Source organism: Microcoleus harperi Pol14_C6, assembly GCF_036701295.1.
In the GTDB taxonomy this organism is placed as follows: Bacteria; Cyanobacteriota; Cyanobacteriia; order Cyanobacteriales; family Microcoleaceae; genus Microcoleus.
In genome coordinates, this window is record NZ_JAUBQN010000021.1 from 23,162 (window position 1) to 39,355 (window position 16,194).

Annotated in this window: 7 protein-coding genes and 1 tRNA gene; 2 read left to right on the forward strand and 6 right to left on the reverse strand. The window is 43.7% G+C overall.

Translation table 11 applies throughout. The features are described 5' to 3' along the window. Positions 1-115 precede the first annotated feature (115 nt). Positions 116-1,129: a hypothetical protein gene (locus QUA27_RS15675; protein ID WP_333068963.1), complete on the reverse strand. Its 1,014-nt coding sequence runs from the start codon at positions 1,127-1,129 to the stop codon at positions 116-118. Between the two features lie 122 nt (positions 1,130-1,251). On the opposite strand from QUA27_RS15675, the gene QUA27_RS15680 reads away from it, so the two are divergent. After that, entirely contained in the window at positions 1,252-1,818 is a 567-nt protein-coding gene (locus tag QUA27_RS15680) for a hypothetical protein (RefSeq protein WP_333068964.1), read from the forward strand. Between the two features lie 4 nt (positions 1,819-1,822). On the opposite strand, the gene QUA27_RS15685 is transcribed toward QUA27_RS15680, so the two are convergent. Then, positions 1,823-7,171: a trifunctional serine/threonine-protein kinase/ATP-binding protein/sensor histidine kinase gene (locus QUA27_RS15685; RefSeq protein ID WP_333068965.1), complete on the reverse strand. Its 5,349-nt coding sequence runs from the start codon at positions 7,169-7,171 to the stop codon at positions 1,823-1,825. Positions 7,172-7,614: 443 nt separating this feature from the next. Between QUA27_RS15685 and QUA27_RS15690 the strand changes: the two genes are divergently transcribed. Next, positions 7,615-10,083 (forward strand): ATP-dependent Clp protease ATP-binding subunit, encoded by a 2,469-nt coding sequence (locus QUA27_RS15690; RefSeq protein ID WP_333068966.1) that lies wholly within the window; start codon positions 7,615-7,617, stop codon positions 10,081-10,083. Positions 10,084-10,381: 298 nt separating this feature from the next. Here QUA27_RS15690 and QUA27_RS15695 read toward each other — a convergent pair whose 3' ends face one another. From QUA27_RS15695 to QUA27_RS15710, 4 genes are all read right to left on the reverse strand, one after another. Beyond that, the gene (locus QUA27_RS15695) at positions 10,382-14,431 is read right to left on the reverse strand and encodes a hypothetical protein (RefSeq protein WP_333068967.1); all 4,050 of its coding nucleotides are present in this window, start codon (positions 14,429-14,431) and stop codon (positions 10,382-10,384) included. 214 nt (positions 14,432-14,645) lie between these two features. After that, the gene (locus tag QUA27_RS15700; RefSeq protein ID WP_333068969.1) at positions 14,646-15,185 is read right to left on the reverse strand and encodes a peroxiredoxin family protein; all 540 of its coding nucleotides are present in this window, start codon (positions 15,183-15,185) and stop codon (positions 14,646-14,648) included. A gap of 113 nt (positions 15,186-15,298) precedes the next feature. Beyond that, positions 15,299-15,898 (reverse strand): peroxiredoxin, encoded by a 600-nt coding sequence (locus QUA27_RS15705; RefSeq protein WP_190663488.1) that lies wholly within the window; start codon positions 15,896-15,898, stop codon positions 15,299-15,301. Between the two features lie 126 nt (positions 15,899-16,024). After that, a tRNA-Met gene (locus QUA27_RS15710) sits at positions 16,025-16,097 on the reverse strand. Positions 16,098-16,194 lie beyond the last annotated feature (97 nt).

Sequence of the window (16,194 nt, forward strand, 5' to 3'; positions counted from 1 at the left end):
ATAAAATTAGTTTTAAATGATGAACGCCACTCCTCTATTTATGAATAAATTAAAACTCAAAATTTTCCTCCTAACTTAATTATAATTGTACAGGCATCGAATATGCAAGAACTCATCAATCGGACGCGCCCTTAGACCAAACAGGCAATTGATTAATCTTGTCCAGGGTTATATCTACATACTTTTTACCGTCCGCCGCCAGATTTTCCCCAAAATATCCATCATCGCCGTCGTGCTTGTGAGGACCACTCAAAGCTTCTGCATAGCGGCCTTGCAAACGAGCTTGATTGAAAGGAGAAGTCGCGTACCAGTACCAGCGACTAGGAAAAACTATGCCGCCAATATCCTCAATTGAATCGCGAGTGCCGCGAAAGTGGAAAATGCGATCGGCCTCTGCAAAACCATTTTCTCCCGAAAAGACGCCCCCAACCGAAACAACTGTAATTTCTGCCTTCAGCCATTCTTTAAGATAGCGAGTAGCACCCAAAGCAACTTGTGCGCCGCCGCTAGTGCCAATTAAAATAACTTTCAAAGGTTGTTGAGAATTAACTGAAATGGGAGATTGAGCATTCATGCGATCGATAATGGCATTAGCGATTCCCTGATTGTATGCAAAGCCGTAGCGATAATCTAGAGAAATTGCAAACCTCCAGAGATTACGAATTTTGATGAATATATCCCCCGCAATCGGCCCGGTTTTTGCCTGTTCTGCAAACCGCCAAAAAGGAGCTAGCCAGCGCTCTCCTCCTAAACTTTTGTTAGACGCTGAATAAGGAAAAACATCGCCTACTGCTACGCACTGCGGGTGACTTTTAACTAAACGCTTGAGAAAAAACTCTTCACCAGGGGTTAATTCGTCCCCCGAAAAATCGCCAACTCCCGGTAAAAAGATGATATAACAATTGAGCTGCGAAGACTTGCGCGCTTCTAGGTTGCCCTTGTTTGAGGGCAATATTTCCGGCGGATTTTTCTTGAGGCCCAAAGTTTCGGCACTTTGATTCAGCCACCATATAACAGTTCCCACCGGCGAAAGAATGCCCCAAATTATCAGGATTACACCTGCGATGAGCAACAAATTTAAACTTCCCCCGCGCAGCCATGCAAGTATCCGTAAAGTCAATCTTAGCATTTAATAAAATCTGGTAGAATGCCAATTAATTACTTAATTACCTAGAAATAGTTCGGTGATTCTGCTGTATTAGAGCTTATTCTGTAAAAATTGTCAACTATATTGAGGATCAGGAGTTCAACGTGAAGGGAGAAGATTCAATTGCAGGTTTGGGCGCAACGCTTTGGAACGCACTTTCTTTGAACGGCAATTTTTACGAAAAAACTCCCTACACTGGCAGAACTAAGCGTATAGCTTTAACAATTGTAATTTTAGCTGCGCTGTCCCGCGTTTTGGGCAGCGCCGTCATCTTGTTAATCAATCGAACTGAGCTATCAGTGTTGTTTTTAGCACTTTGGATAGATGGTTTGGCAGTCGTGGGGGGTTATTATTTTTGGACTTTCACTATCTTGAAAATTGGGGAGTGGCTGAAGCCGGGGCACGTAACTTATGGCGAGTTGTTGGTTCCGATCGGCTTTGCTTACGCGCCCCAAGTGCTGAATTTTTTAACCTTAATTCCTTTGCTGGGAGAAGGAATAGAGCGGATATTAGCTGTGTGGAGTTTGCTAGCTGTAATTGTGGCGGTTCGCCAAGGTTTGGATATTCAAACTCGCTGGGCGGTGTTAATTTGTTTTGTGGGTTGGCCATTGATCCAAATTGCGATCGGCTTTGTGGAAGTAATTAAACAGTTGCTTTCACGATGGCTTTAATTCATCAATACGGCAGCAGTATAGTAAACTCGCTGCCCTCTCCCTGTTCCGACTTGCAAATTAACTTTCCTCCATGCTGTTCTACCACAATTTGATAACTGATAGACAATCCCAAACCAGTCCCCTTACCTATCGGTTTAGTAGTAAAAAACGGATCGAATATTTTACCCAGCACCTCCGAATTCATCCCCACACCATTATCAACAATGCGAATCGCTACTTGATTTCCTTCCGCGACTTCAGTGCAAATCTGAATTGTCGGAGTCTGTTCCCAGTCAACTTCACTCCCTCTTTCGCGACAAAAAGCATCAATCGCATTGGTCAGGACATTCATAAATACCTGATTAATTTCTCCAGGATAGCAGTTCACTAAAGGCAAATTGTCGTACTCCTTTATCACTTGAATATCAATTAATTTGTGATCCAAAATCATCAACGTGCTGTCGATACCTTCGTGAATATTAACCCATTTTCTATCTGATTCATCTAACCGAGAAAAGTTTCGCAGCGACAGCACAATATCGCGAACCCTCGCAGCGCCCACTCTCATTGAATCTATCATTTTAGTGAAATCATTCATTAAAAAATCTAAATCTATCTGCTCTATTTCATTTACTATTTGTGGTACGGGATTTGGGTAATTATTTTGGTATAAACGTAGTAGATTTAATAAGTTCTCAGCGTATTCATTGGTGTAATGTAAATTTCCATAAATAAAGTTGATTGGGTTATTAATTTCGTGAGCAATTCCCCCGACGACTTGACCTAAACTGGACATTTTTTCACTTTGAATTAGCTGCACTTGAGTGTGGCGAAGTTCTTCCAGTGCAGTATGCAAATTCTCAGTTCTTTGGGCTACTCGCGTTTCCAGAATAGTATAAAAACGAGCATTTTCTAGAGAAATAGCTGCTTGTGCAGACAGGATTCCCAAAATTTCTACCCTGTCGCTAGTAAAAGCACCTTTTGTTAAATTATTTTCTAAATAAAAAATTCCCGTAAGGTTGCCTTGATGGATAATTGGCAATACCAGGATAGATAGGGGTTGATTGGCTACAATATAAGGGTCAAATTGGAACTGCTCGGATCGGGTAGCATCATCTAAAACCAAGTATTTTTTGGTTCTTTCTACATAGTTAATTAATGAAAGTGGGAGGTTATCGGATTCGGTAATCGGGAGAGATTGTAACAGGGTTACATCATTAAACTGACCTGTAAGTCCAGCTTCTATGAATAATTGATTACCTGTCTTGGCAAGAAATAATACTTTTTGAGCGCCTGCGTTTTCCTTTACAAGCTGTACGAGTTTCTCTAGCAAACGGCTGAGGATAATTTCGCTCGAAACAGCTTGAGATGCTTTGACAACAGTTGGTAAATCCAGCATCAAGCTATTGTCAACAGTAGTGGTAGCAGTCATGATATCAACATTCTTAGATATTGCTCCTTGATTGCGATCGACTAAATAAGGATAACGGGATTCTAAGTATCTAACTTTTGCTATAGCTCCCCAGCGGATGTAGGCATAATAAGCTTTTGTCAGATAAGAGCGAGCAATTATCTCTTTATCCAAAGATTGATAAAACTCTCCAGCTAATTCATAAGCTAATGCTTCTTCTTGGATGTAACCGTTAGCAGCAGCTCCTTTAATAGCTAAGTCATAATAATCCATGGCTGCAAGTTTATCGCTGAAAAGTCGAGCTTTCTCAGCTTCAACTAACTCGTACTTGTGCTGATAATTCATGGGTGCATGGTAGGCCCACTTTTTCATAATTTGCTGATTAGAGTTAACAATAGCTAGGTATGCTTCTTGATTGTCACTGTCAGGATACTGAGCGAGGAGGGCCAGCGAATAGTAGAAATTGTGTACCCCAACAGTGATTAAGCCGATCGCCCCATCTGCATATTCTGCCGCTAATTTACCGCGGGCAACAGCCGCAGCATAATCTTTCAATAAATAAAGCACGATCAATTTACCAACATACGCTGCAAACAGCGACATTCTATTATTTTCTTTCTGCCAACGGGACATCACAGCAGGTTCATCCAACCTGCCGCTAACTAACCGTACTTGCTCTGCTGTTTTGCTTCTTAAGCTTGAAGCAGTTACTTGCCAAATTTGAGCATAACCCATGGCAAATTCGTGTTTATTTTTTTGCAAAAACTCCATACAAACGCTTTGTTTTTCTTCGACATATTCTAACTGTTCTCCCACTAAAACTAAATTAGTAATATAGTGCATAAAATTATAAACCGCCCATTCTAAATCACCATTTTCTACACCAAATTTCATCCCTTCTAGAAATGAATTAAGTGTGTTTTTAGTAGACTCTTTCCAGATTCTTATATGAGCATTAAACATTACATAAACCTTAGCTTTCTGTTGGCTAGCATTAAATTGTTCTAGCAGCTTTAAAGCGATTAATCCAGCGTAGTAGCCAGCTTCGATGTCGCCTTCGATGCCGCACAGAATCATTCCATAAAGAGTATAGGGAAAAGTAGCTAATGCTGAATGACCGTGATCGATACAAAGATTGACCATAGTCAAGACGAGGGAGGACACAATTTCAGGTTTGGCAATATAAGCAGGAGGATAGAGGGCTGTCAGGATTTCCATAGCTGCCAGTAGATATGGATCTGTCATAACTGGCAGGTTTTCTAATTCCTCAATTCGCGGCAATTTTGGCACTGCAATGGTTTCGTTGTCTAATAGGTTTAGTCCCAGCATTTCCAGCACTTCTAGACCTGTTTCAACAGCTTTTAGCATCTGGCTTTGAGCCTGATAAAATAGGATCTTGAGCTGATACACTTTCACTATGTCAAGCTGGTTTTTAGCCGATCGCAAAACCACTTCTGCCAAAACTTCTGCTTGCTCAAAGTTGGTGTTTAAATATTCCGCTTCCAGCGTCTCTACATACAAGCGCAGCGTCATGCTATAGTTGCGATCCCAGCTCTCAGGTGCTAATAACGACATTCCCGCATTCAAATACTTAACAGCGGGTTCGTAAGCATTAGCTACTTTTGCCTTATGTCCAGCAATTAAATTTAATCGTGCTAATTCATCTTTTTCTGATTGCAGGAGCAGACAATCAATTCCTACATTCAACTGGTTGATAATATCAAAAATTTTCTCTTCTACTTTATCGGCGGGCGTATTTTCAAACAGCAATTTACCGATGCTAAGATGAGTGACTTTCTTTTCATCATCAGGAATCAGCGAATATGCAGCTTGCTGGACGCGATCGTGTAAAAATTTATAGCTGATTCGCGAAGAATCGAAAGTTAAATTAGCTCCTCCTTCTCCATCTAAAAATAAAGGAATGAGGTAACTCTCATTCAAAGGAAGTATTAACCCTGCTTGCAAAGCATCCCAGAGTTCAGTCGCCGTCACAGATGGAGATTTGGCGTTGACAGTAGAGAGAACATCTAAAGTGAATTTGTCCCCAACACAAGCAGCCAATTTCAAAATTTGTTGTGTAGTCTCTGGCAATTGTTGAATCCGACTGGCTACCAGTTCAACTACACTCTTATCTGTGATGCCAATAGCGTGAATCTCCTCAATGTTCCACTGCCACTCCCCTCTGCTTCCGGGAGACAGCAGCCTGGAAAAGTCAAATCTCAAAAGTTTTTCTTGATAAAGAGTGTTGAGCAATTGCGTCAAGAAAAAAGGATTCCCACCAGTTTTATTCCAAATTAACTCCGCTAAAGGTTGAATTCGGTCGCACTCATTTAATGTCTCAGACATTAACTCAGTAACCTGGGCTAAAGAAAGAGGTTCCAGCACTAAATTGTTGATAACAATACCCGTTTCTTGAAGGTACTCTACTGTTTGCATTAAAGGATGTGTAGAGCTAACTTCATGGTCTCGATAGGCTCCAATAAATAGTAAATATTTGCTATCTGGGTCAGTCGCTAGCAATTCCATTAATTTTAATGTCGCTGAATCTGACCACTGCAAGTCATCGATAAATATAACTAATGGATGCTCTTTTTGCGCGAATACGTGGATAAATTCTTTGAATAGTCTGTTAAAGCGGTTTTGTGCTTCTGTGGGGGCAAGTTCCGCAACGGCAGGCTGTTTGCCAATTACCAATTCTAGTTCGGGAATTACGTCAATAATTACTTGTCCGGCATCGCCTAGGGCGACTAAAAGTTTATGTTGCCAATCTTGTAATTTTTTGTTATTTTCGGAAAGTAACTGCTGGATCAAAGATTGAAAAGCTTGAATTAAAGATGCGTAAGGTATATTGCGTTTGAATTGGTCAAATTTACCTGAAATAAAATAACCCCGCTGTTTGGTGATGGGTTTTTGAATTTCGCTAACTACGGCAGATTTGCCTATACCTGCATAACCCGACACTAGGATCAGTTCAATTTGGGAAGGGGAAGAATTTTCCTCGCAAGGATTAGCTACACGTTCAAATGCGGCCAAGAGTTCGCTGACTTGTGTTTCCCGACCGTACAATTTTTGAGGAATCAACAACTGACTCAATATATCTAAGTTGCCGGGGGTAAAATCGACTATCTTGCCTGTAGTTTCTAACTGATGTAAACAAATTTCTAAATCTGCCAACAATCCGCCTGCGCTTTGATATCTCTGTTCGGCATTTTTGGCAATCAATTTCATCACAATTTGTGAGATGGCTGGTGGAATGTCTGAATTAATGTGATGGGGTAAAATTGCTTGACAAGCTATGTGACTGTAAACAATCTCTAACGGGTCGTTGCTCATAAATGGCAATTGACCTGTCAGCATTTCATATAAGGTAATCCCCACAGAATAAAAGTCGGTGCGGTAGTCTAGGGTGCGGTTCATTCTCCCGGTTTGTTCGGGAGACATATAAGCAAAAGTACCGACTATCGAGTTAATATTATTAATTTGGGGATTTTCTTTGGACAATCGTGAAGCAATCCCGAAATCTGTCAGTTTAATAATTCCTGTTTGGCTGTTGATGATGATATTGCTCGGCTTAATATCTTTGTGAATAATTTTTTGAAGGTGTAGATATTCTAAGGTTTTTATGAGTTGGATGCCAAACCTCAAACAGGTGATGACTTCGAGCTTTTGTCTGGACATGAGGCGATCGATAGATTCGCCATTAAAGTCCTCTAAAAGCAAGCCGAGGCGGTTATCAAAGGTTTCTAGGCTAATGACTTTAACTAGGCCTGGATGGTCTAAATGTTGGCGAATGCGATACTCGTGCTTGATCCGGGTAATTGCATCGAGGGTGGGATATTCAGCTTTCAGGATTTTGAGTACGGTTGTATCCTGGTGGGTGGGGATTTTTCCTCGATAAATAATCGTTTCGATACCTTCGTGGAGAGTGGAGTGGATTTGGTATTGCGAGAGAAATTGCATGGAGTTCTCCTCAGAGTTGAAAATATATCTGATTCTACTCGGTGTTCGCTGTTGACTGTGGGCTGTTGGCTGACGGCACGACCACTCTCAATAGTCAAAAGTCTTGACAGGGCAACTGTTATATGCTTAATTCAACCATGTACTTAGGCAAAGAAAAATCAAGCTTTATTTACTCGGACAAGAATATAATTTATACATAAAATGATAGTATTCAGGCAATCAAGCCATTTTGCTACTATTATTCTCAATTAATATCCGATCGACAGCGGACGGCAACCACACCCCTACTATTCGGGTCTCCCCACTGTCCCTACCCCTTTAGCAAGATACATTGTTAGAGAAGGAAATACACAAAAATTTACATCTATAATTTGTGTAGTGTTCCAAATCGCTCCTCACCAGCAGCGATACAGCCCTCGCCAAGACAGTAGGATAGAAAAAATATGTTTGAACGCTTTACAGAACAAGCCATTAAAGCAATCATGCTAGCCCAAGAGGAAGCGCGACGCCTCGGTCACAATTTTGTAGGCACCGAGCAAATTCTTCTGGGACTCGTCGGCGAAGGCACTGGCATCGCTGCAAAAGTATTACTGGATATGGGCCTCAACTTGAAAGAGGCGCGCAATGAAATCGAAAATATCATCGGTAGAGGTTCTGGGTTCCTCCCGCCGGAAATTCCTTTTACGCCCCGCGTCAAGCGCATTTTTGAGACAGCGCTGAACGAAGCGCGGCAGTTAGGCCACAATTACATCGGCACCGAGCACATCCTGCTGGGGCTGATTCAGGACGATGAAGGGGTGGCGGCCAAGGTGCTGCAAAACTTGGGAATCGATCGCCAGAGAGTCCGCACGCAGGTAATTCGTGCCGTGGGAGAAGTCGCGGCAGTACCCGGAGGTAGGGGAGATAGCGGCGATCGCAAAATCCCGACTTTAGAAGAATTCGGCACAAACCTGACCAAGTTAGCCGCCACCGGAAAACTCGACCCCGTAGTGGGCCGCGAAAATGAAATCGAGCGCGTGATCCAAGTGCTCGGCCGCCGCACGAAGAACAATCCAGTGTTAGTAGGCGAACCGGGAGTCGGCAAAACAGCCCTCGCCGAAGGCTTAGCCCAGCGGATTGTTAATAGAAACGTCCCGGAAATTTTAGAAGACAAACAAGTAATCAGCCTCGATATGGGTTCGCTGATTGCTGGTACAAAGTTCCGAGGCGAATTTGAAGAACGGCTGACGAAAATCATGGCCGAAATTCGCGCTGCCGGCAACATCATTCTGGTAATTGATGAAATTCACACCTTAGTCGGTGCAGGCGCAATTCAAGGCAGCATGGACGCCTCCAATATGCTCAAACCCGCCCTTGCTAGAGGCGAATTGCAGTGTGTCGGCGCCACTACCTTGGACGAATATCGCAAGCACATCGAGCGCGACGCTGCCTTAGAACGCCGCTTCCAACCGATCAAAGTTGGCGAACCGAGCGTGGCTGAAACAATAGAAATATTGTACGGGTTGCGATCGGCTTACGAACAGCATCACAGACTGACAATTTCCGACGCAGCTTTAGAAGCAGCGGCCACACTGTCAGACAGATACATTAACGATCGGTTTTTGCCAGACAAGGCGATCGACTTAATTGACGAAGCAGGTTCCCGCGTCCGCGTGATGAATTCACAAACCCCGCCCGAAGTTAAAGAACTCAAAAAGCAACTGCCTGCAGTAACAAAAGAAAAAGATGCAGCAGTGCGCGAGCAAGACTTCGACAAAGCTGGAAAATTGCGCGATCGTGAATTAGAAATTGAAGCCGAAATCGCCGAAGCTACGATCAACAAAAGCCAACTCAAAACCTCTCCCATCGTCACCGAAGAAGACATCGCCCACATCGTGGCTAATTGGACGGGAGTACCAGTCAGCAAGCTGACAGAATCCGAATCGGAATTGCTGCTGCACATGGAAGACACCCTGCACCAGCGCTTGATCGGTCAAGAAGAAGCTGTCACCGCAGTTTCTCGGGCCATCCGCCGCGCGCGGGTAGGCTTGAAAAATCCGAATCGCCCGATCGCCAGTTTCATCTTTTCCGGCCCCACAGGCGTCGGCAAAACCGAACTTACAAAAGCCCTGGCAACTTATTTCTTCGGTTCCGAAGAAGCCATGATTCGGTTAGATATGTCCGAATTCATGGAACGCCACACGGTTTCCAAACTCATCGGTTCGCCTCCGGGTTACGTCGGCTACGATGAAGGCGGCCAACTAACAGAAGCAGTCCGGCGCCGTCCTTACACAGTCATCTTGTTCGACGAAATCGAAAAAGCTCACCCGGATGTCTTCAACATGATGCTGCAAATCTTGGAAGACGGCCGCTTGACGGATGCTAAAGGTCGGACAGTAGACTTTAAGAATACACTGCTGATCATGACCTCAAACATCGGTTCGCGAGTGATTGAAAAAGGTGGTGGCGGTCTCGGTTTCGAGTTTGCTGAAAGCGCCGCAGACGGTCAGTACAACCGCGTTCGCAGCTTGGTAAACGAAGAACTGAAACAGTTTTTCCGTCCCGAATTTATCAACCGCTTGGATGAGATTATCGTCTTCCGCCAGTTGAACAAGCCAGAAGTGAAGCAGATTGCAGACATTATGTTGCAGCAAGTCTTCAGCCGCTTAACCGAACAGGGTATTACTTTGTCGGTGACCGACAAGTTCAAGGATTTGTTAGTTACAGAAGGCTATAATCCCAGCTACGGTGCTCGACCTTTACGGCGCGCAATCATGCGGTTGTTGGAAGATGTACTGGCTGAGGAAATGCTCTCTGGGAAACTGAAAGACGGCCAAAAGGCGATCGTTGATGTAGATGAAAACGGTCAGGTAAAGGTGTTGCCCGATGGTTCATCTGAGCCGAAATTGCCAGAATTCGCATTGAGCCATTAATGCGCTCCACAGACGGATAAATACTGTTGATTAAAAACCCGGTTTCTCGGAGAAGCCGGGTTTTTAATTAAAAAATACCCGTTAAAAAAAGCAACTTTAGGCAAGCTCCAATCCGGTAGCATCGTCGGGCCTAAAATTCAGTCAACAGTCAACCACGGACACAGCAACCGGAATCGATCTAATTAATCTGCGTTAATCTGTGTTTATCTGCCGATATCTGCGGTTAAAAAAAGAGAATTTCTAGAACCGCAGATGAGAATGGATTGACGCAGATTCACGCAGATAAAGAGAGCTGACTCTAATCCCACGATTCCAATTGTACAATCCAATGCTGCACGAAAGCAGAAATGCGATCGCGCCGCGTTTCAAAAGTAGCAGCAATCCAGATAAACACAATGCCAAAAGCCAAACCAATCGCCCATTTAATCAGCGGATAATCGAATATCAGAACCACCAACTGATAGAAAACATTGATTAAAAATACAGCCGTTCCCACAAACAAAAACGCCCGAACTCGCAGCGCCAAACCCGCTGCAATCGCCGCTAAACTAAAAGCTCCTGCAACTAAACCGTGGCTTTGCTGAGTCAAAAGAGGTATCCCGCAAATCAGCGCAGTTGCGAGCATTCGCAGAGTGTGGCGCAGCGGTTTTTGTGCTGGTAATTTGAGAGTGCGATCGAACTGAGTAATGTAAAGTAAAGAAAATCCTAAAGGAGTAACATAAAACTCTGGCTGAGTCAATCCTATTTGCCAGAACCACCGCAGCAATATCCAATCAATTATCGCCACACTCACATAGGTAAAACGGACTTCCTGCCTTTCCCAAGCCAGGAAAACATAGAAGGCGGCAGCTATCAGCAAGCTAATCGGATAAAACTTAGCCGGACTTTCCAAAATAGTAACTATTGGAATCAGCGAAGCAATTACCTGCCAAGGTTTTTTTGACCAACCCCAGTTGCCCCAAGGCAAAATGTAAATGAAATAGGCTAATAGAGAAGCGAAGGCAACTTTCCAAGGCCCCAGCGGTCCGGAAATATACTTAACTAAAGGTGTATTGATCCAGTAAAGCCGGATGCCAAAGGCTTCTAGCCAACCTAAGTAAATCCAAATTTCTGCCCATTGGCGATCTAGATTATTTCGCCCTTGCAAGAAAGCGTATTGAACTAATAAAGCACCCGTGACTAATCCTAAACTTAAGCCTGATTTAATATCATAGGCAGAAGCCCAAATCAGGAGCAAACTGCTCAAAACCCAGTGCAGGTGAGTAAATATTTTTAACTCTGCATTAGTTAAATGTAAATAATTGCTGAGCCAAGGAGATAAAATGCGATAGATATAGGTTAAAGTTGTGCCGAGAGTGGCCAGGACAATTAAGCCGTCGCCAAAAGCTCCTCCCGGTGTTTGAAAAAGTTGATAGAGTAGCGATTCGTAAGCAGCAAGGGACACGCCAATTAATCCTAAATAAACCAAAGGTTTGAATTCTGGCTCCCGCCTACCAATGCCGATCGCAATTAAAGACGCTCCCAACACAGTTAAACCAGTCCAATTCGTCAAAGTGTGCGATCGGAAAGTTAAACCCAATACCCCGTAAACCAAAGGTATAATATGAATGCTAGGTAAAATTGTTTGATCGCGGTGGCGGCGCCGCCACACATCGCCCAATAATTGCGTAAACAATCCGAGAGCGATATTAGCAACTGCCAAATTAATCGTAGTGCGATCGACAAAACTCAAACCGACTGCTGTCAACAACTCCAAACTCCAAGCCAAGGCATAAATTGCCAGAGGGGAAAGTTGGCGTAAACTTCGGAAAATAATCGCAGCCATTATCACCAAAATCGCAGCCAAAACTTCAGCCGAGGGCGAGGAACTCAAGTTACTGCCTGCGTAGAAGTCAAAGGAATAAAAAGTAATAGTTGTTAACAGCAAGCTTGCCAGTAAGATTGCCCACCCATCTAAAGCTCGATCGTAAATTTCAGCTAATTGAGAAGACTCAGGCAAACGGCTGGAAAAACGAACTATTATGCTGCGAAGCAACCACAGACACAAAAGAGCGATCGCCCCAGCAATTGCCCAATCCCAACCCGACACAAAACCTAATTCATAAATCACCGCAGCTACGGAACTCAAGCCAAATCCCACTCCAATTGCAGCCGCTGGTAACTCGACTAAATAGTAAGTATTAACCAACATTAATCCGGCTGCCAAGCCCAAACCAATTAACCGATATCCCGGAAAAATAAAAATTAGAACTTGTGCGATTATTAAAGCGATCGCACTAAAGGTACTTGCAACTTGTTTGTGAGGACTCTCAGTATATTTAGCAACAGCAGTCAAAGCTAAAGGAGTTGCCAGCCAGAGCAAACTCCACTGAGGGCGATGAGTGGCAGTACCCGCCATCAAATAATTTTGCAACAAGACAAAGCTAAATCCTGCTAATACTAAGCCCAGATACCAGGAACTTTGGAACCAGGCAGGATGCCAGCGGAAAAACGCCGAATTTTCTCGGAAATTCGCCGCTTTCATCGCGACAAAAAATAGCCACTCAGCCACCATAAAAATCAATAATATTGCAGACCAAATATTTGGTGGCTGGTTGGGAAAAAATAAGTCAATTGCCGAAGCGATCGCCCCTAAACCCATAATGTGAGTTATGGGAACCAAAATTGCCGGATTTCCCGGTTTTTCAGCCGCAGAAGCCGACCTCGAAACTCGCCGGGAATTATCTGGGATTACGTATTTCCAAGTAATCCAACCTAAAATTAAAGTAGATACCAATAAATTGAGCGATCGCCAAAACGGATTGACAAAACTAATAACAGTTAAAGCACTCCCCAAACCGAAAGCAAAGTTTTCGCCAAAACTGGCAAGTTGAAACTTTCGCTTGCGGTAGAGCCACTGCGCCACACTTACCATTAAAATTAAATAAGGCAACAGCAGAACACCCCAAAAAGCCCAGGGAGTTTCCTGAGAGTTTGTAAGCTGAGTTAAAAATGCCCCAACTTGTGTTCTAATCCCTAAAGGAAGCACTCGCCAAAACAGCCAAATACTCTGAAGCCCCACCGCCTCCAGCATTAGCAAATCCAACTCTTGCCAAAATCTCATTAAACGGTTATAAAAAAACCAAACAGCCAATCCGCTAACTGCGATCGCCTGTAGCGGAATGTCGCGAAAACAAACCAGGTACCCCAAACCCAACAAACCCATTCCCGCTAATTGCCAGTTAAAAAAGTTGCTGGGATTTGGCTGGTCGGATATATTGTTTTCAATAGTTTCAGATGCGAGGGGGTGCTGCCAATCCAGCCATGCTAAAAGCACGCCACAAATCGCCAAAGCTAAACCCATTTCAGCGATATTTACATCTTTGACAAATATCGCTCGACCCAGTAAAATTCCTAACGAATAAGCTACTAAAGCCGCTTTTTTGTAAGTCAGAAAATCTCTGCTCAAACTGAAAGCAGCGGGGAATGTTTCAGTATTTCCCCCACGTTGGATAGATTGCAATCGTTGTTGCTGAACTTGATAAACTGTAATAGCAGCAGTTCCCACTGTACCCACATAAACCGCAGTAAGGGAAAAGCCGGCAAATGCCCACCCCCAGTGCAAATAACTCAATCCCAAGTGATTTAGGGCGATCGAACGAGTGATGTTTTTTCCGGAACAGCTTTGATATTGATCTTTGATAATCCGGGCAGTTATCCAAGTCAAAATAAGCGCCGCTGCGATTGCTACCATCCAATCCCAAGGATACCGCCACAATCCAAAAGTATCCATTGCCCAAAAATTGATCGGCACTAGCAACAGGGTTACTTCTTGCAAAGTTTGAGCAGTCAAGTGCAAATTATGCTGTCTGTTTGCCCAACTGCTAATCGCCCAAAAGGTTAAAGTATAAGCTAACAAAACTCCATATTGTCCGGCGGCAGGAAATCTTTCCCACTGACTGGCAGCTAAAACTCCAGAAGAGACAACTACCATGAACACTCCTAAAAACAACAGCCACACCACGCTAATTTCTGCCATTAGCGAGTGCAAAATTTGAGCGATAAAATTAGGGGTTTGAGTAGTTTCTGTGGGTCTAGCAACGCTTTCTCTGCTGCTAGGTAATGCTTGAGGCGTTGATAAGGCAGGTACTTTTGGCTCGGCAATAGGAGATCGCAGGTTCTCAATTTCAGAAAGGTCTACAGCGGGATCTCTGAGTGGGCAGACTAAATACTGCCCGCACAATTCCTCAACCTCAGCGGGCGAAAGTAAACCTAGCTGCAGCCACGCTTCTAAACCTGTCAACAACTCAGGATGCGACGCTAAGACGCTCAATTCAATTTTGCTCGATCGATCTTTGGGAGACGACATTGGCTTAAACTTGTACTAAGTACCTTCAAGCTATAGCCTAGATTAATGTCGAGCGAACATGGCAACATTCCGCCATCGAAATTGGCACAATAAGTATTTATGACTAAAGGGCTGTTGCAGCCAGTGTCAACTGGTGAAAAAATCCCGCTGATGGACATAAACCAGCGTACATCAGCGGTGAAAAACTCCTAATTAAGACACAGCAGCGGTGTCCTTACCGATCGACATATTTCAATAAAGTGTCCACACTAGCATTGTGGTCTATGAAAGAAAACAAATGTTTGAAGAGGAGTTTTCCATCTGCATCCAAAACAAACTGAGCAGGCAAAGGAGCACCTAAAGCCTGACCGACTTGATAAGCCCGAAAAACTTGACAGCCTGGATCAGAAAGCAGAGGCATTTTCAAGCCTAAATCTCTAACCACAATTTGGCTTTGGCGATCGTCGGTACTGGCAACCATCAATAATTCTATATTGCGAGCGGCAAATTTTTCCCAGTTTTCATTCAAAGCTTTAATGTGAGGAAAACAGAAAGGGCAATATTGCTTTTCTGTAAAAATCCGCGTAAAAGCCAGAATTACCGGCTTATCGCCCCGATAATTTGACAGCCGCACCAATTTGCCATTATTAATATCCGGCAATTCAAAATCTGGCGTCATCTGTCCCAGGTTCAGAACATTAGTCGCCGGAACAGGCAATAAATTTTGGAAAAACCGCTCATTTAACAATCCGCTAAAATTAGTAGAAGTCAGCATATTTCCTAATTGAGTAATTGCTAATTGCTAATTGTTAATTAAAAAATCCGGTTAAATAAATTCCCCTGCGGGTAAGGACACGACACTGCCGTGTCCTTACACCTATAATCTGCTTAAACCGCAGCAAAGAATACCTTAGACTTGACCGGATCGGGAGTCATAGTCTTGTCACCGGGCTGCCACCCAGCGGGACAAACTTCATCGGGGTGAGACTGGACGTGTTGGATAGCTTGCAAAGTACGGAGAGTTTCATCCACGTTGCGGCCGAAGGCAAGATTGTTAATAGTAGAGTGTTGGATGATGCCTTCTTTGTCGATGATGAACAGACCTCTGAGGGCAACGCCTGCTTCAGGGTCGAGGACGTTGTAGTCTGAACTAATTGTTTTTTTGAGGTCAGCAACTAAGGGATAGTTGAGGTCGCCGACACCGCCTGATTTGCGGTCTGTTTGTATCCAAGCGAGGTGAGAGAATTCGCTGTCAACGGATACGCCGAGGATTTCGGTATCGATTTTCTTGAAGTCCTCGAAGCGATCGCTAAATGCTGTAATCTCAGTCGGGCACACAAAGGTGAAGTCCAAGGGGTAGAAGAACAGGACTACATACTTTTTGCCTTTATAGTCTGACAGTTTAACAGTCTTGAATTCCTGATCCACTACGGCTGTTGCTGCGAAATCGGGTGCAGCTTGACCAACCCGGAGGCATTCACTGGTCATAGATTTTGTTTCCTTTTTTACGAACTGTTACAAATATATCATACTCATAACGACTACAAGTATCTTCTCGATAAATCAAAAAAAATACGCTCTCAAAATTGAGAGCGCAGTTTTTTTATTTAATGATGGCTCAGGCGGGATTTGAACCTGCGACCTTGGGCTTATGAGTCCCCTGCGCTAACCACTGCGCCACTGAGCCAAATCTACTTCACGATTTACTATCGTAGCACGGTAGGGCTAGCTATGTCTTCTTTTCACACAACATTATTTCTCATAACTTCTAGTAAAAGTTATGA